Annotated in this window: 17 protein-coding genes and 1 pseudogene; 9 read left to right on the top strand and 9 right to left on the bottom strand. The window is 72.3% G+C overall.

The genetic code is table 11. The features are described 5' to 3' along the window. Positions 1 to 50: 50 nt before the first annotated feature. On the bottom strand, positions 51 to 1,718 hold the full coding sequence (locus ACZ3YL_RS19945) for a fumarate hydratase (RefSeq protein WP_188309603.1): 1,668 nt from the start codon (positions 1,716 to 1,718) through the stop codon (positions 51 to 53). Between the two features lie 146 nt (positions 1,719 to 1,864). On the opposite strand from ACZ3YL_RS19945, the gene ACZ3YL_RS19940 reads away from it, so the two are divergent. Together ACZ3YL_RS19940 and ACZ3YL_RS19935 are read left to right on the top strand one after the other, a co-directional pair. Next, a complete protein-coding gene (locus ACZ3YL_RS19940; RefSeq protein ID WP_317621490.1) occupies positions 1,865 to 2,620 on the top strand; it encodes a DUF1707 SHOCT-like domain-containing protein in 756 nt (251 codons plus the stop codon). Positions 2,621 to 2,882: 262 nt separating this feature from the next. Continuing rightward, a complete protein-coding gene (locus ACZ3YL_RS19935; RefSeq protein WP_317621491.1) occupies positions 2,883 to 3,311 on the top strand; it encodes a WhiB family transcriptional regulator in 429 nt (142 codons plus the stop codon). Positions 3,312 to 3,455: 144 nt separating this feature from the next. On the opposite strand, the gene glpX is transcribed toward ACZ3YL_RS19935, so the two are convergent. Next, positions 3,456 to 4,496: a class II fructose-bisphosphatase gene (gene glpX, locus ACZ3YL_RS19930; protein ID WP_188309604.1), complete on the bottom strand. Its 1,041-nt coding sequence runs from the start codon at positions 4,494 to 4,496 to the stop codon at positions 3,456 to 3,458. A 215-nt stretch (positions 4,497 to 4,711) separates the two neighbouring features. On the opposite strand from glpX, the gene ACZ3YL_RS19925 reads away from it, so the two are divergent. Beyond that, positions 4,712 to 5,248, top strand: coding sequence for a DUF4245 domain-containing protein (locus ACZ3YL_RS19925; RefSeq protein ID WP_317621492.1), 537 nt, complete (start codon positions 4,712 to 4,714; stop codon positions 5,246 to 5,248). 74 nt (positions 5,249 to 5,322) lie between these two features. On the opposite strand, the gene ACZ3YL_RS19920 is transcribed toward ACZ3YL_RS19925, so the two are convergent. From ACZ3YL_RS19920 to ACZ3YL_RS19905, 4 genes are all read right to left on the bottom strand, one after another. After that, positions 5,323 to 5,925, bottom strand: coding sequence for a malonic semialdehyde reductase (locus ACZ3YL_RS19920; protein WP_188309605.1), 603 nt, complete (start codon positions 5,923 to 5,925; stop codon positions 5,323 to 5,325). Between the two features lie 141 nt (positions 5,926 to 6,066). Beyond that, a complete protein-coding gene (locus ACZ3YL_RS19915) occupies positions 6,067 to 6,327 on the bottom strand; it encodes an exodeoxyribonuclease VII small subunit (protein WP_465658759.1) in 261 nt (86 codons plus the stop codon). A gap of 152 nt (positions 6,328 to 6,479) precedes the next feature. Next, positions 6,480 to 7,718, bottom strand: coding sequence for an exodeoxyribonuclease VII large subunit (gene xseA, locus ACZ3YL_RS19910; RefSeq protein WP_188309607.1), 1,239 nt, complete (start codon positions 7,716 to 7,718; stop codon positions 6,480 to 6,482). Between the two features lie 10 nt (positions 7,719 to 7,728). Next, the gene (locus tag ACZ3YL_RS19905) at positions 7,729 to 9,087 is read right to left on the bottom strand and encodes an APC family permease (protein ID WP_188309608.1); all 1,359 of its coding nucleotides are present in this window, start codon (positions 9,085 to 9,087) and stop codon (positions 7,729 to 7,731) included. Between the two features lie 109 nt (positions 9,088 to 9,196). On the opposite strand from ACZ3YL_RS19905, the gene ACZ3YL_RS19900 reads away from it, so the two are divergent. Together ACZ3YL_RS19900 and ppgK are read left to right on the top strand one after the other, a co-directional pair. After that, positions 9,197 to 10,171, top strand: a complete 975-nt coding sequence (locus tag ACZ3YL_RS19900) for a 4-hydroxy-3-methylbut-2-enyl diphosphate reductase (protein ID WP_188309609.1) — start codon at positions 9,197 to 9,199, stop codon at positions 10,169 to 10,171. A gap of 160 nt (positions 10,172 to 10,331) precedes the next feature. Further along, entirely contained in the window at positions 10,332 to 11,078 is a 747-nt protein-coding gene (gene ppgK / locus ACZ3YL_RS19895) for a polyphosphate--glucose phosphotransferase (protein WP_188309610.1), read from the top strand. An 18-nt stretch (positions 11,079 to 11,096) separates the two neighbouring features. Here the strand turns inward: ppgK and ACZ3YL_RS19890 are convergent, their stop codons facing one another. Further along, a complete protein-coding gene (locus tag ACZ3YL_RS19890) occupies positions 11,097 to 11,687 on the bottom strand; it encodes a DUF6542 domain-containing protein (protein ID WP_465658756.1) in 591 nt (196 codons plus the stop codon). A 162-nt stretch (positions 11,688 to 11,849) separates the two neighbouring features. Between ACZ3YL_RS19890 and ACZ3YL_RS19885 the strand changes: the two genes are divergently transcribed. The 4 genes from ACZ3YL_RS19885 (at position 11,850) to ACZ3YL_RS19870 (ending at position 14,132) form a co-directional block, all read left to right on the top strand. Next, complete coding sequence (locus ACZ3YL_RS19885) at positions 11,850 to 12,242, top strand: VOC family protein (RefSeq protein WP_465658754.1); 393 nt, start codon at positions 11,850 to 11,852, stop codon at positions 12,240 to 12,242. A gap of 84 nt (positions 12,243 to 12,326) precedes the next feature. Further along, complete coding sequence (ychF, locus tag ACZ3YL_RS19880) at positions 12,327 to 13,400, top strand: redox-regulated ATPase YchF (RefSeq protein WP_188309613.1); 1,074 nt, start codon at positions 12,327 to 12,329, stop codon at positions 13,398 to 13,400. 199 nt (positions 13,401 to 13,599) lie between these two features. After that, positions 13,600 to 13,881, top strand: a complete 282-nt coding sequence (locus ACZ3YL_RS19875) for a type II toxin-antitoxin system Phd/YefM family antitoxin (protein ID WP_188309614.1) — start codon at positions 13,600 to 13,602, stop codon at positions 13,879 to 13,881. Then, a complete protein-coding gene (locus tag ACZ3YL_RS19870; protein WP_188309615.1) occupies positions 13,878 to 14,132 on the top strand; it encodes a Txe/YoeB family addiction module toxin in 255 nt (84 codons plus the stop codon). The genes ACZ3YL_RS19875 and ACZ3YL_RS19870 overlap by 4 nt, the downstream gene beginning before the upstream one ends. A 178-nt stretch (positions 14,133 to 14,310) precedes the next feature. Here the strand turns inward: ACZ3YL_RS19870 and ACZ3YL_RS19865 are convergent, their stop codons facing one another. Together ACZ3YL_RS19865 and ACZ3YL_RS19860 are read right to left on the bottom strand one after the other, a co-directional pair. Then, positions 14,311 to 14,976: an HAD-IA family hydrolase gene (locus tag ACZ3YL_RS19865; protein WP_188309616.1), complete on the bottom strand. Its 666-nt coding sequence runs from the start codon at positions 14,974 to 14,976 to the stop codon at positions 14,311 to 14,313. Between the two features lie 77 nt (positions 14,977 to 15,053). Beyond that, positions 15,054 to 16,201 (bottom strand): annotated as a pseudogene (locus ACZ3YL_RS19860) (dihydrofolate reductase family protein). Positions 16,202 to 16,219: the final 18 nt, after the last annotated feature.

Raw genomic sequence — 16,219 nt, 5'->3', positions numbered from 1 at the left:
CCCCGGGCGCGGCGGGCGCGACCGGGGCGGCGGGACGGGACCGGGAGCGGCTACTCCTTGGAGCGCACCCGCAGGTTGGTGATCAGCGGGCCCTCGGTGGTCTCGCGGAAGAAGTCGTTGCCCTTGTCGTCGACGACGATGAAGGCCGGGAAGTCCTCGACCTCGATGCGCCAGACGGCCTCCATGCCGAGCTCGGCGTACTCCAGCACCTCGACCTTCTTGATGCAGTCCTGGGCGAGGCGGGCGGCCGGGCCGCCGATGGAGCCGAGGTAGAAGCCGCCGTGGGCGGCGCAGGCGTCGGTGACCTGCTTGCTGCGGTTGCCCTTGGCGAGCATGACCATGGAGCCGCCGGCCGCCTGGAACTGGTCGACGTAGGAGTCCATCCGGCCGGCCGTGGTGGGGCCGAAGGAACCGGAGGCGTAGCCCTCGGGGGTCTTGGCCGGGCCGGCGTAGTAGACCGGGTGGTCCTGGAGGTACTTGGGCATGCCCTCGCCGGCGTCCAGGCGCTCCTTGATCTTGGCGTGGGCGATGTCGCGGGCGACGACGAGCGTGCCGGTGAGCGAGAGCCGGGTCTTGACCGGGTACTTCGACAGCTCGGCGCGGATCGCGGGCATCGGCTGGTCGAGGTCGACGCGCACCACGTCGTCGTCGAGGTGCTCGTCGGTGGTGTCCGGCAGGTACTTCGCCGGGTCGGTCTCCAGCTGCTCCAGGAACACGCCCTCGGCGGTGATCTTGCCGAGCGCCTGGCGGTCGGCGGAGCAGGAGACGGCCATCGCGACCGGCAGCGAGGCGCCGTGGCGCGGCAGCCGGACCACGCGCACGTCGTGGCAGAAGTACTTGCCGCCGAACTGGGCGCCGATGCCGATCTTCTGGGTCAGCTCGGTGACCTTGGCCTCCAGCTCCAGGTCGCGGAAGCCGTGGCCGGTCCTGGCGTCGCCGGAGGTCGGCAGGCTGTCCAGGTAGTGCGCCGAGGCGTACTTGGCGGTCTTGAGCGCGAACTCGGCGCTGGTGCCGCCGATCACGATCGCCAGGTGGTACGGCGGGCAGGCGGCGGTGCCGAGGGAGCGGATCTTCTGCTCCAGGAACGAGAGCATGCTGGCCTCGTTCAGGATGGCCTTGGTCTCCTGGTACAGGTACGACTTGTTGGCCGAGCCGCCGCCCTTGGCCATGAAGAGGAACTTGTACGCGTCGCCGTCGGTGGCGTACAGCTCGATCTGGGCCGGCAGGTTGTTGCCGGTGTTCTTCTCGTCCCACATGGTCACCGGGGCCATCTGGGAGTAGCGCAGGTTGAGCTTGGTGTACGCGTCGAACACGCCGCGGGCGATGGCGGACTCGTCCGCGCCGGAGGTCAGCACGGACTGGCCGCGCTTGCCCATGACGATCGCGGTGCCGGTGTCCTGGCACATCGGGAGGATGCCGCCGGCCGAGATGTTGACGTTCTTCAGCAGGTCGAGCGCGACGAAGCGGTCGTTGGGGCTGGCCTCCGGGTCGTCCAGGATGCGGCGCAGCTGGGCGAGGTGCGCGGGGCGCAGGTAGTGGGAGATGTCGTGCATCGCCTCGGCGGTGAGCAGGCGCAGCGCCTCGGGCTCGACCTGGAGGAAGGTGCGGCCGCCGGCCTCGAAGGTGGAGACACCCTCGGAGGTGAGCTTGCGGTACGGGGTCGGGTCAGCGCCCAGGGGGAGCAGGTCGCTGTACTCGAAGTCTGGCGTGGGAGCCATCGGGGCGGTCCTTAGGGGTCCAGTGGTCCGGCTGCGTCGGCGAAGCACCATCCAGGGTAGGACCCGCCGGCGGGACGCCTGCGGACAGGTCAGCCTTGCGTGACCGGGCTCACTCGGGCTGCAGTGCGAGCGACTAGGCTTGGGCCGTGGACAACTCGCCGTCACAGGACGACCCGGGGCAGCCGACGGTGCCGGCGCCCGTACCCCTGGCCAAGCCCGAACTGACGCCCCAGCCGAGGCCCGAGGCCAACGCCCCGGTGGCGCAGGCCGAGATGCGGGTCTCGGACGCCGACCGCGAGCGGATCGCGGAGTTGCTGCGGGACGCCTACGCCGAGGGCCGGCTGGACGCGGACGAGCACGCCGAGCGGATCGGGGCCGCGTACGCCGCCAAGACCTTCGGTGACCTGGTCCCGTTGACCAGGGACCTCCCGGCCCACCGGTCGGTGTCCTTCGACAAGCCGCCGCTGGACGCCGCGGCGCCGGCCCCCGCGGCGGCCCGGCCGCTGCCGCCCGCGCGGCACGAGGCCCCGTCGGTGGTGGCGATCTTCGGCGGCGCCGCCCGCAAGGGCCGCTGGCGGGTGGGCTCGCACCTGACGGCCTTCACCGCGTTCGGCGGGGTGGAGATCGACCTCTCGGACGCCGTCTTCGAGTCCCCCGAGGTGGAGATCACGGTGACGGCGATCTTCGGCGGGGTCGAGATCCGGGTGCCGGAGAACGTGAGCCTGCTCGGATCCGGGGTCGGCATCTTCGGCGGGTTCGACGTCCGGGAGCAGACCGCGGCGGATCCGTACGCTCCGGTCGTACGGGTCAAGGGCGTTGCCCTGTTCGGGGGTTGCAACGCCAAGCCGCGCCGGGGCAAGAAGCTCAAGGAGTGGGTCCGCAAGCAACTCGGTGCGGAATAGCCCGAATTGACCTGTCTCGTGCCCGGTTGGGAATCAACTCCCGGTCGGGCACGCGGCGTTGTGCCCGGAGCACTCCGTAGTCGATTGCGTGCAGTGTGCATGAATCGCGGCCGGGCGGGGTAGTTCCTTCCGCACATCGCTTCTTGTACGGCTGTGCACCGGAGGCGGCCCAGCGGCCGTCCCGGGCGTTGGACAGCGGGGGTTCGCAGCCGGCAGGGGAGCGAGGTTCCCCGTGTCCGAGAGCCTCGTCAGGAGTACGGCCGTGCTGCATCCGATCGAGTCCCGCACCACCTCGCCAGTCGCCGCCGCCCAGGTGCTGGAGCGCCGGCCGGACGTCCGCCCGCAGCCGCAACCCCCGGGCGGCTCCCAGGGCTCGGCCGCGGGCGAGGACAATCCGTGGCACACCGGTGCGGCCTGTCGGCGGGACGAGGTGGGGCTGTTCTTCGCGCCCTCGAAGGAGCCTACGGCGGCCCGGCTGTCGCGGGAGGAGCAGGCCAAGCAGGTGTGCGCCCGCTGCCCGGTGCTGCTGGAGTGCCGTGAGCACGCGCTGGCCCAGCCGGAGCCGTACGGGGTCTGGGGCGGGCTGACGGCGGCCGAGCGGCGGGTGGTGCTGGCCCGGCGGCGGCGCCGGGACGCGGAGCTGCGCGAGGCGGCCCGGGTGGCCACGGCCGGGCGCCGGATAGCCGGTTGACGCCGGGCCGAAGACCGGTCCGGTACCCCGGCCGCGAGCGGCACCGGTGCCGCAGCCGGCGCCGTGACGGCGGCCGGAAACGCCGCGCGGCCCCGGCGGAGGGGGATTCCGCCGGGGCCGCGCGCCGAAGCGTCCGCGTCCGGGTCAGTTGGCCCGGTCGAAGTCGATCGCGCTGTAGGCCCGCAGCTTCGACAGCTTGTGGACGGAGTTGATCTCGCGGATCGTGCCGCTCTTGGAGCGCATCACCAGCGAGCTGGTGGTGGCGGTCTCCGAGCGGTAGTGGACGCCGCGCAGCAGCTCGCCGTCGGTGATGCCGGTGGCGACGAAGAACACGTTCTCGCCGCTGACCAGGTCGTTGGTGGTGAGCACCCGGTCCAGGTCGTGCCCGGCGTCGAGGGCCTTCTGCCGCTCGGCCTCGTCCTTGGGCCACAGTCGGCCCTGGATGACGCCGCCCATGCACTTCATCGCGCAGGCCGCGATGATGCCCTCGGGGGTGCCGCCGACGCCCATCAGCAGGTCGATGCCGGTGCCCTCGCGGGCGGCCATGATGGCGCCGGCCACGTCGCCGTCGGAGATGAACTTGATCCGGGCGCCCGCTTCGCGGATCTGCCGGACCAGGTCGTCGTGGCGCGGGCGGTCGAGCACGACCACCGTGACGTCCTCGACGGCGCTGCCCTTGGCCTTGGCGACCCGGCGGATGTTGACGGCCGGCGGGGCGGTGATGTCGACGAAGTCGGCGGCCTCCGGTCCGGCCACCAGCTTGTCCATGTAAAACACGGCGCTGGGGTCGAACATGGTGCCGCGGTCGGCGACGGCCAGCACGGCCACCGCGTTGTTCATGCCCTTGGCGGTGAGCGTGGTGCCGTCCACCGGGTCGACCGCGACATCGCACTCGGCGCCGGTGCCGTCGCCGACCCGTTCGCCGTTGTAGAGCATCGGGGCTTCGTCCTTCTCGCCTTCGCCGATGACGACTACGCCGTTCATCGAGACGGTCGAGACGAGGGTGCGCATGGCCTTCACGGCGGCACCGTCGGCCCCGTTCTTGTCACCCCGGCCGACCCACCGGCCGGCGGCCATAGCGGCGGCCTCGGTGACCCGGACGAGCTCGAGCGCGAGGTTCCGGTCCGGAGCCTCGGGCGCGACCTCCAGGGCGCTGGGAAGGTGGTGCGGGTACTGCGTGGTCATCGTCGTTACCTCTCTGTACGCGACGGCCAGTGAGCGCCCGACTACTGCCTGGTCGAACGCCGTGGTGAGGGTAGTGCGATCGTATCTGCCCATGAGATGACTGTCTGTGGCGCAGGTCGCCACCCTGTGGCGGAAACCACCGGTTCGTCCCGCTTCACCCGTACGTGCACACCCCGGGTGGACCCGCCGGAATGTGGATGAGTCACCATGAGGGGGTGGCTGCACAGAGCAAGGGCATGAGGGGTCGGCAGACCGTACGGGACATGGTCCTGTCGATGCTGGCGGTCGGTTTCGTCGTCTGGATCGGTTACCTGTTCCTCCCGCACGACGCGAACAGCGATCCGGTGCACGTGGTCTCGTACAAGGTGGAGGCGGCCTCGGCGAAGCGCGCCGCGCCCTATCCGCTGCTCTCCCCGGAGGGGTTGTCCGACAAGTGGCGGGCCACCTCGGTCAGTTACACGCCGGCTGGCATCAACAACGGCAAGGGAAACGCCTGGCACCTGGGCTTCGTGACGCCCTCCGGCCAGTACGCGGCGGTCGAGCAGGCCGACGTCCCGCGCGAGAAGCTGCTCGCCGACAAGGTCGAGGGCGCCCAGCCGGACGGCACCTCGGACGCCGCCGGGCACGCCTGGGACCGGGTGCAGGGCGAGAAGGCCCGCGCGCTGGCCGTCCAGACCGGCTCGGCTACCACCCTGATCACCGGCACCGCCTCCTACGAGGAGCTGGCCGAGCTGGCCCAGGCGCTCAAGTAGCGCCCCGGCCCGCGGACGCGGAAGGGCCCGCGCCGGACGAACCGGTGCGGGCCCTTCGCCGTCGCGGGGCGCGATCAGACCGTGGTGACGACCTCGTCGTACGCCAGGCGCGGGGAGCGCGGGAACCAGGCGTCCTCGCCCGGCTTGCCGATGTTGACCACGGCCAGCACCGAGTGCTCGCCGTCGCCGAAGAACTCCTTGTTGATGCCCTCGGCGTCGAAGCCGGTCATCGGGCCGGCGGCCAGGCCGGCGGCGCGCACGCCGATGATGAAGTAGGCGGCCTGCAGGGCGCCGTTCAGCGCGGCGGAGGACTCACGGGCGGAGCGCTCCGAGAAGAACACGTCCTTGGCCTGCGGGAAGTGCGGGAACTGGGTCGGCAGCTCCTCGTGGAACTCGTTGTCCGCGGCCAGGATGGCGACCAGCGGGGCGGCGGCGGTCTTGGCCTTGTTGCCGTCCGACAGGTGCTGGACGAGACGCTCGCGGCCCTCGGCGGAGCGGACCAGGACGACGCGCAGCGGCTGCTGGTTGAAGGCGGTCGGGCCGTACTTGACCAGGTCGTAGATGGCCTGGACCTGCTCCTCGGTGACCGGCTCGTCGGTGAAGGTGTTCGCGGTGCGGGCCTCGCGGAACAGCAGGTCCTGGGCGGCGGCGTCGAGTACCAGGGCGTCGGTGGTCATGCTTCTGCACCTCATGCGGGAGGGGGGGTCGTCGGTGTGACCGGCGCGGCCGATCAGTTCTTCCAACATAGGTGAAGATTCAACGATTCCCCAAGCGATTGTGACTTGCCTCACAACCGCCTCGGTGTGACCCGAGCGGGATCACTCCCCGCCCGGGGCCTCGCCCTCCTCGGCGGCCAGCGCGGCGTCCAGCCGGGCCCGCGCGCCGTCCAGCCAGCGCTGGCAGACCTTCGCCAGCTGCTCGCCGCGCTCCCACAGCGCCAGCGACTCCTCGAGGGAGGTGCCGCCGTTCTCCAGCTGCCGGACCACGTCCAGCAGCGCGTCCCGGGCGTGCTCGTAGCCCAGCGCGTCGTCCGGGGTCGTCGGTGCCGCCGCGTCCTGCTGCTCCTGCTGCTCTGCCATGCGTGCCAGCGTAGGGGCTGGCGCCGACAGGAAGGGCTTCCACGGGCCGAAACCCGGGTGCACCCGGCGGTGCGCGGCGCTGGTCGCCGTCGCATGACCGAGGTACGACCCGCCGTCCCCGCCGACGCGCCCCAACCGGTCCGGCAGCGCTCCTACTGACCCCGCTCCTCCTGACCCCGCTCCTCCGGGGCCACCGTGACGTCGAAGCCGCCGCCCGACACCCGGGCGTGCAGCCCCTCCCCGGCCACGACCTGCGCCGGGTCCGTCACCACCGAGCCGTCCGCCCGCTGCAGCACCGCGTAGCCGCGCTCCAGGGTGGCCGCCGGGGAGAGCGCGACCACCCGGGCCAGGGTGTGCCCGAGGTCGCTCTGGGCGTGGTCCAGCCGGTGCCGCAGGGTGCGCCGGGCCCGCTCCAGCAGACCCTCCACCTCCTGGCCGCGCCCGTCCAGCATCCGGTGCGGGGCGGCCAGCGCCGGGCGGCTGCGCAGCCCGTCCAGCCCGTGCTGTTCGCGCTCGACCCGGGACCGCACGTGCCGACGGGCCCGGTCGCGCAGCTGGCGGACCTTGGCCAGCTCCTCGCCGACGTCCGGAACCACCCGCTTGGCGGCATCGGTCGGGGTGGAGGCGCGCAGGTCGGCGACGAAGTCCAGCAGCGGCTGGTCCGGCTCGTGCCCGATCGCGCTGACCACCGGCGTACGGGCGGCCGCGACCAGCCGCACCAGCCCCTCGTCCGAGAACGGCAGCAGGTCCTCCACGCTGCCGCCGCCGCGGGCCACGATGATCACGTCCACCTCGGGGTGCTCGTCCAGCTCCCGGACGGCCGCGCTCACCCGCTCCACCGCGCTGACCCCCTGCACCGGGACGTTGCGCACCTCGAAGCGCACGGCCGGCCAGCGCCGCCGGGCGTTCTCCAGCACGTCCCGCTCGGCCGCCGAGCCGCGCCCGGTGACCAGCCCGATGCACTGGGGCAGGAACGGCAGCCGCTGCTTGCGCCCCTCCGCGAACAGCCCCTCCCCGGCCAGGCGCCGCTTCAGTTGCTCCAGCCGGGCCAGCAGCTCGCCCAGGCCCACCGGCCGGATCTCCGAGGCCCGCAGCGACAGCTGCCCGCGCGCCGCGTACCACTCCGGCTTGGCGTGCACGACGACCCGCGCGCCCTCCTGCACCACGTCCGCGACCTGGTCGAACACCGAGCGGAAGCAGGTCACCGTGAGCGACACGTCGGCCTGCGGGTCGCGCAGGGTCAGGAACACCACGCCCGCGCCGGGGCGGCGGCTGAGCTGGGTGATCTGCCCCTCGACCCACACCGCGCCGAGCCGGTCGATCCAGCCGCCGATCAGCGCGGAGACCTTGCCGACCGGGAGCGGGGCTTCGGGGGAGCTGGAGTTGGCCATGCGTACGAGGCTAGCGGCGCCCGCCGACACCGTCCGCCGTACCGCCCTGCACGCCGAGCACCACCAGGCCGACCGCCAGCCAGACCAGCCCGACCAGCTGCGCGGTGGTCGAGGCCTCGTAGACCACCGCGCCGATCACCGCGATCCCCAGCAGTGGGACGACCAGGTGCCGCAGCCGGTCCCGCGATCCGTGCCGGACGGTGTACCAGCCGATCACCGAGGCGTGCAGCAGCGCGAAGGCGGTCAGCGCGCCGACGTTCACCACCGAGGTCAGCTGGTCCAGCCCGTCGTCCCGCTCGGCCGCCCAGACCGCCGCCGCCATGGTGACCACCGCGGCCGCCAGCAGCGCCCGGCGCGGCACCGCGCTGGCCGGGTCGACCGAGCCGAGCAGGCGCGGCAGCCGCCCGTCCCGGGCCATCGCGAAGACCAGCCGCCCGGCCGCGGCCTGCCCGGCGAGCGCCGCGAAGGCCGCGCCGATCGCCTTGCCGGCCGCCACCAGTACGTGCAGCCAGTGGCCGACGCCGCCCTCCACGGTGTCGTAGAAGGCCGAGCCCTGGGCGGCCGGGTCGGCGGCCAGCCGCTGGGGGGTGGTGGGCTCCAGCACCGCCGCCAGGTAGGTCTGGGCGACGAACAGCACCCCAGCTAGCGCCAGGCACCACAGCACCGCCCGGGCCACCGCCGCCGAGGCGCCGACGGCCTCCTCGACGAAGGTCGCGATCGCGTCGAAGCCCAGGTAGGAGAGCACCGCGACGGACACCGCGGAGAGCACCGCGGTCATCGAGAAGTCCCCGACGGCGGTGAACGGGGTGTCCCAGCCGCGCCGCGCGCCGTCCTGCGCCAGCACCACCGTGGCCGCGACCACGAACACCACCAGTACCGTGATCTCCAGCGCGAGCACGGCGAAGCCGACCGTGGCCGCCGTACGCACCCCGATCAGGTTGAGCGCCGTGGTCACCACCACGGCGACCGCCGTCCACAACCAGCGGGAGACCTCCGGCACCAGCGAGTGCAGCGCGATCCCGGAGAACAGGTAGGCCACCGCGGGGATCAGCAGGTAGTCGAGCATCGCCATCCACCCGGCGATGAACCCCGGCCCCTCGCCCAGCCCGGCCCGCGCGTAGGCGAACACCGAGCCGGTCTGCGGCACCGCGCGCACCATCTGGGCGTACGAGAAGGCGGTGAAGCCCATCGCGACCGTCGCCGCCAGGTAGACGGTCGCGACGGCGCCGTGGCTCTTGGCGTCCAGCACGCCGAACACGCCGACCGGGGCCATCGGGGCGATGAACAGCAGTCCGTAGACCATCAGATCGCGGACGCCCAGGGTGCGGCGCAGGCCGCTCGGCGTCGGCTGCTCGCTCACAGCGCTCATAGACACCACATTTGAGCAGTTCCGACTGATTTCGACCGGAAAGTGCCTGCTGTCGGCGCGGCTCCCCGGCCCGGGCGGCGGGGCTCCCGGCCGCCCGTACGATGGAGCCATGTCCAACACCGCGCAGCGCCGTGTCCTGCTCGCCGCCCCCCGGGGCTACTGCGCGGGTGTCGACCGCGCCGTGATCGCCGTGGAGAAGGCCCTGGAGCAGTACGGGGCGCCCATCTACGTCCGTAAGCAGATCGTCCACAACAAGTACGTGGTGCAGACCCTGGAGAAGAAGGGCGCGATCTTCGTCGACGAGACGGAGGAGGTGCCCGAGGGCTCGATCGTGGTGTTCTCCGCCCACGGCGTCGCCCCGGCCGTCCACGACGAGGCGCGGGCCGGCAAGCTCGCCACCGTCGACGCGACCTGCCCGCTGGTCACCAAGGTGCACAAGGAGGCCGTGCGCTTCGCCGACGAGGGCTACGACATCCTGCTGGTGGGCCACGAGGGCCACGAGGAGGTCATCGGCACCATGGGCGAGGCCCCGGACCGGATCCACCTGGTGGACGGTGCCGAGGACGTCGCCAACGTCGAGGTGCGGGACGAGTCCAAGATCGTCTGGCTGTCCCAGACCACGCTGTCGGTGGACGAGACCATGGCCACCGTCGGCGAGCTGAAGAAGCGCTTCCCGGCGCTGGTCAGCCCGCCCAGCGACGACATCTGCTACGCGACCCAGAACCGCCAGGTCGCGGTCAAGCAGCTGGCCCCGGAGACCGACCTGCTGATCGTGGTCGGCTCCAAGAACTCCTCCAACTCGGTCCGCCTGGTCGAGGTCGGCCTGGAGTACGGCGCCAAGGCGGCCCACCTGGTCGACTTCGCCGAGGAGATCCAGGAGTCCTGGCTGGAGGGCGTCACCACGGTCGGCCTGACCAGCGGCGCCTCGGTGCCGGAGATCCTGGTCGACGGGGTGCTGGAGTTCCTGGCCGCGCGCGGTTACGACACGGTCGAGACGGTCAAGACCGCCGAGGAGCACCTGACCTTCTCGCTGCCCAAGGAGCTGCGCCGCGACCTGCGCGCCGAGGCCGCGGGCAAGCTCTAGAGTCCGTCCGCGTCGGACCCGGTGCCCGGTGCGGGCACCGGGTCCTTTGCGTCCGCCCGTTGCGTCCGCCCGTTGCGGTGCGCCCCCGCCCCGGCTCTCGTAACTTTGTGCACAGGCTGTGGACGAGCCGGTCCGCGGCCGGACGGCGGAGGGTGGAGCGATGACGGCGGTATTCGGCGTGGACATCGGCGGTTCGGGCATCAAGGGCGCCCCGGTCGACCTCGCCCGGGGCGTACTCGCCCAGGAACGGCACAAGGTGCTCACCCCCCAGCCGTCCGAGCCGGAGGCCGTGGTCGCCGCCGTCCGCGAGGTGGTCCGGCACTTCGACCACCAGGGCCCGGTCGGGCTGACCTTCCCCGGCGTGGTGGTCGGCGGCCGCACCCGGACCGCGGCCAACGTCGACAAGGGCTGGATCGGCCTGGACGCCGCGGGCATGTTCCGCGACGCGCTGGACCTCCCCGCGACCGTCCTCAACGACGCCGACGCGGCCGGCCTCGCCGAGACCGCGCACGGCGCCGGGCGGGGCGAGCCGGGCGTGGTCCTGGTGCTCACCTTCGGCACCGGCATCGGCAGCGCGCTCTTCGTCGACGGCACGCTGGTGCCCAACACCGAGCTGGGCCACCTGGAACTGCGCGGCAAGGACGCCGAGCGCCGGGCCTCCTCGGCCGCGAAGGACCGGCACGACCTGAGCTGGGAGCAGTGGGCCGGGCGGGTCGACGAGTACCTGGACCTGGTGGAGATGCTGTTCTCGCCGCAGCTGATCGTGATCGGCGGCGGGGTGAGCCGCAAGCACGACAGGTTCCTGCCGCTGTTGAAGGACCGCGGGGTGCGGGTGGTGCCGGCGGAGCTGCGCAACGACGCGGGCATCGTCGGGGCCGCCATGGCGGCGGCCCGGGCGGCGGGCTGAGGCCCGCCCGCCGGGGCGTCAGCGGGAGCGGCGGATCCGGCGCTGGGCGACGAAGCGGGCCAGCACGATCAGCGCGGCCAGCCCGGTGCCGGAGAACAGCCAGCCGGCCCGCAGCGCCAGCCCGGTCGCCAGCGCCACCACCTGGGCGGTGACGCCCGAGGAGGTGACCGGCGCGAGCAGCAGCAGGCCGAGCGCGAAGGCGATCGGCCCGCTGATCGGGGCGGCCAGCAGGTCGGCGTAGCGGACCCGGACGGCCAGCTGGAAGCAGACCACCAGGTAACCGAGGCCGAACAGCCAGCCGAGGTCGTCGAAGAGCAGCCGGTCCAGGCCGGCCACCGCGAGCGTGGCCAGCACCGCGACCACGCCGGTACCGATCGCGGTCAGCCGGGTCGGCCGGCCGGTCCGCCGCCGCCCGTAGACCCGCAGCCGGCGCTTGGGGGACGGCCGGGGGGCGGGCCGGTCGGCCACCGGGCGCAGCCGGGAGGGGGGAGCCGCGGGGGCTCCGGCGCTCTCGGGTGCCCGGCCGGGACCGGGGACGGCGGCCGGGGCCGCGCCGCTCGACGGACGGCGTCTGGGCCCTGGCGGCTGGGTACGGATGCTCTGCTCCACCCGCCCAACGTACGGTCCGATCATCGCCACACTGTGTAATGGACCGTTCAGGTCTTGTCCCGTGTCCCCGGAAGGCGTACTCCTGTGATCGTCACTCAAGGGGCTGACCTGCTCGGCCGAGTCGACTCACCATGATCATCTGATGACCGTACGGGGACCGCGATGACCGCCGCATTCACCTTCGAACGCCTCGACCACGTCCAGCTCGACATCCCGGCCGGTGCCGAGGACGAGTTCCGCGCCTTCTGGTCCGGCGTGCTCGGGATGACGGAACTGGCGAAGCCGCCGGTGCTGGCGGCCCGCGGCGGCTGCTGGTTCCGCGGCGGCGGGGTCGAGGTGCACCTCGGCGTCACCCCGGACTTCCGCCCGGCCAAGAAGGGCCACCCGGGCATCCTGGTGACCTCCCTGGACGCCCTGGCCGAGCGGCTCACCGCCCATGGCCACGAGGTGATCTGGGACGACAACCACCCCGGTCACCGCCGCTTCTACGCCGCCGACAAGCTGGGCAACCGGCTGGAGTTCCTGGAGCCGCTGCCCGCGCCGACCGAGGAGTGAGGCTCCGGGGGCGCTGCCCGTAGACTTGGGGGTCGGCCCGTACGGTGCCGACCCAACTCCTCCAAGCCCACGGGACTGCGCTTCATGTCGCTCACGATCGGAATCGTCGGCCTGCCGAACGTCGGCAAGTCGACCCTGTTCAACGCCCTGACCAAGAACGACGTGCTGGCGGCCAACTACCCGTTCGCCACCATCGAGCCGAACGTCGGTGTCGTCGGCGTCCCGGACGAGCGGCTGGCCAAGCTCGCCGAGATCTTCGGCTCCCAGCGCATCCTCCCGGCCACCGTGGACTTCGTCGACATCGCCGGCATCGTGCGCGGCGCCAGCGAGGGCGAGGGTCTGGGCAACAAGTTCCTCGCCAACATCCGTGAGTCGGACGCGATCTGCCAGGTCGTGCGCGCCTTCACCGACCCGGACGTGGTGCACGTGGACGGCAAGGTGTCGCCCAAGGACGACATCGAGACCATCCACACCGAGCTGATCCTGGCCGACCTCCAGACCATCGAGAAGGTCCTGCCGCGACTCCAGAAGGAGGCGCGCCTCAAGAAGGAGACCGCCTCCGTGCTGGCCGCCGCCGAGGCCGCGCAGGCGGTCCTGGAGACCGGCAAGACCCTCTTCGAGGCCGGCTTCGACACCACCCCGATCCGTGAGCTGCACCTGCTGACCGCCAAGCCCTTCCTCTACGTCTTCAACGTGGACGAGGACGAGCTGGCCGACGAGGACTTCAAGAACGCCCAGCGCGAGTTGGTCGCCCCGGCCGAGGCGATCTTCCTCAGCGCCAAGATCGAGTCCGAGCTGATCGAGCTCGACGACGCCGAGGCCCTCGAACTCCTCCAGGCCATGGGCCAGGAGGAGCCCGGCCTGGCCACCCTCGCCCGGGTCGGCTTCGACACCCTCGGCCTGCAGACCTACCTCACGGCCGGCCCCAAGGAAACCCGCGCCTGGACCATCAAGAAGGGCGCCACCGCCCCCGAGGCCGCCGGAGTCATCCACACCGACTTCCAGAAGGGCTTCATCAAGGCCGAGGTGATCTCCTTCCAGGACCTGGTCGAGACCGGCTCCATCGCCGAGGCCCGCTCCAAGGGCAAGGCCCGGATCGAGGGCAAGGAGTACGTCATGCAGGACGGCGACGTGGTGGAGTTCCGCTTCAACGTGTGATCAGACCACTGCTGCATGTCACGTGACGTGGCAAGTGCGCAGGTCGGAGAGGGTCGGATTCCAGGAGTCCGGCCCTCTCGTCATTTCCGTGCTGACTTGGTGCTGACGTGCGAGAGCCTGCATCGGCTGTCTATCCACCCGGAAGCGCTCGCTTGAGTGGTACCTTATTCGGTACCACTCGCCGAAGGGGGTATGCGCCATGTCCATCACCGCGAGCGAGGCCCGCAGGGATCTCTTCCCGTTGATCAAGAAGGTCAACGAGGATCATGACGCCATCGAGATCGTGTCCAAGCACGGAAATGCCGTGCTCGTCTCGGCCGAGGATTACGCCTCCTTGCGCGAGGGCTCCTATCTCCTGCGTTCGCCGGCGAACGCGCGTCGCCTGCTGAAGGCGTACGACAATGCGCTGAACGGCACAGGGCTCTCCGAGCGCACACTCATCGACCCCGACTCGGCTGATGCCGGGCGGGGTGTCGAGTGAGGCTCGTCTTCGAAGAGCAGGGCTGGGAGGACTACACGTCCTGGCTCACGAACGATCGCAAGATGCTCGCGAGGATCAACAAGCTCATCGAGGACGTCCTGCGCGATCCGTTCACCGGGATCGGCAAGCCCGAGCCGCTGAAGTACCACCTGCCAGGGGCCTGGTCGCGGCGGATCGACGACGAGCATCGCCTCGTCTATCTGGTCACCGACCGGGAAGTCATCGTCCTGGCGGCCCGCTACCACTACTGATTTCCGGTCCTGGCGTGCTGTCACGGCGCTGATCCGTGCTGACTCGGGCCCTCGGAATCAGCGTTTCCGCGGGTCGCGGCTGTGTGGTGGCAACTCTGCCGCGGCGTCTGGCGGGTGCCGCAACTCTCGTGCCGGGGGCCGGACTCCGGGTGCAGTCCGGCCCCTTCGGCGGGTCCGGTCAGGCCTGGACGGTGACGGTCAGGGTGCCGTCGGGGGTGGTGGTGACGGTGACGGCGTCGAGGGTGGGGGCGAGGGCGTCCGGGTGGTGGGCGGCGGCGCGGGGGCCGATGCCGATGACGCGCATGCCGGCCGCCCGGGCGGCGGCGATGCCGGCGCCGGAGTCCTCGAAGGCGAGGCAGTCGGCGGGGGCGAAGCCGAGGGCGGCGGCGCCCTTGAGGAAGCCCTCGGGGTCGGGCTTGCTGGCGCCGACGGACTCGGCGGTGACCAGGACGGGCGGCATCGGCAGGCCGGCGGCGTCCATCCGGACCTGGGCCAGTGGCAGGTCGGCGGAGGTGACCAGGGCGTGCGGGAGGCCGGCCAGTGAGGCGAGGAAGGCGTCGGCGCCGGGGACCTGGACGACGCCCTCGGTGTCGGCGCGCTCCTCGGCGAGCATCTGCTCGTTCTCGGCGAGGTTGACCTCGACCGGGCGGTCCGGCAGCAGGACGGCCATGGTCGCGTGGCCCTGGCGGCCGTGGACGACGGTGAGCGCCGCGACCGGGTCGAGGCCGTGCCGCTCGGCCCAGCGGGTCCAGCAGCGCTCGACCACGGCGTCGGAGTTGACCAGGGTGCCGTCCATGTCGAGCAGGAGGGCGCGGGCGGTGAGCCGGACGGGGGCGGCGGTCATGGGGCTGCTCCTGGGAGGGAGAATGGCGGCGACGAGCCGGCGAAGGCGAGCTCTTTGTTTCTAAATGATACAAAAGATCACGGGAGCAGGTGGGCGTTGACCGCCCGGGCCTGCGCGGCCAGCTCCGCCAGCTCCACCACCTCGACGCCGGCCGCCTCCAGCAGGGCCGTGCCCTGGCAGTCGGTGACGAAGAGGTCCGGCTCCCGCCAGGCGACCACCACCCGCGGCACGCCCGCCGCGATGAGCAGCCGGGCGCACGGCACCGGTCGCGAGGCCCGCTGGCCGCAGGGCTCCAGGCTGCTGTAGACGGTCGCCCCGCGCAGTCGGGGGTCGTTCGCCGGGAGCTTGGCCAGGGCCGCCTCCTCGGCGTGGTCGTGGACGTCCGCCTCCCGGCTGTAGCCCTCCGCCAGCACCTCGCCGTCGGCGCCGACGATCACCGCGCCGACCGAGAAGGCCGTCCCGGAGGGCGGGCAGCGGCGGGAGAGTTCGACCGCCCGGCGCAGGTGGTCCAGGTCGGTGGCGGCGGGGTGGGTCACGGCGCGGGCTCCTTCGGGGCGTACCTGAGCAGGACGACGTCGCCCACCGTACGTGCCTCCAGCAACCGCATCCGCCGGGCCGGCCCGCCCGGGAAGGCGGCCGGGCGGACGAACCGGGGCGCCCCGTCCTGACCGACCAGCAGCGGGGCGACGGCCAGCTGGAGTTCGTCCGCCAGGCCCCCGGCGAGGAACTGGGTGTGCACCCCGCCGCCGCCCTCGACCATCAGCCGGCGCACCCCGCGCGCGCCCAGGTCGTCCAGCACCGCGCCGAGGTCCACCGAGTCGCCGAGCGGGACCACCTCGGCCAGCCCGTCGAGCCGGGGTCGCAGCACCGCCGCCCCGGCCGTCGTGGTGTAGGCGAGCTTGGCGCCGCCGGTGTGCCAGAAGCGCAGGTCGGCGTCGAGCGCGCCGCTCGCGCTGAGCGTCACCTTCAGCGGGTGCTCCGGCCGCCCGGCCGCCACCCGGGCGGCCCGCCGGGCGGGGTCGTTGACCAGCAGTCGCGGGTTGTCGGCGCGCAGGGTGTTGCCGCCGACCAGGATCGCGTCGGCGGCCGCCCGCTCCTCGTCGACCCGGTCGAAGTCGGCGGCGTTGGAGAGCAGCAGGCGGTCGGGGGAGGCGTCGTCGAGGTGGCCGTCGAGCGACACGGCGGCGCTCAGCAGGACGAAGGGGCGCTGGCCGGGGCCGGGCATGGGCGGGACCGTTCTGTC

This window comes from Kitasatospora sp. NPDC023176, from assembly GCF_055560495.1.
Note: the sequence above shows the minus strand (reverse complement) of the source record. Positions and strands in the feature narration are given on the sequence as shown.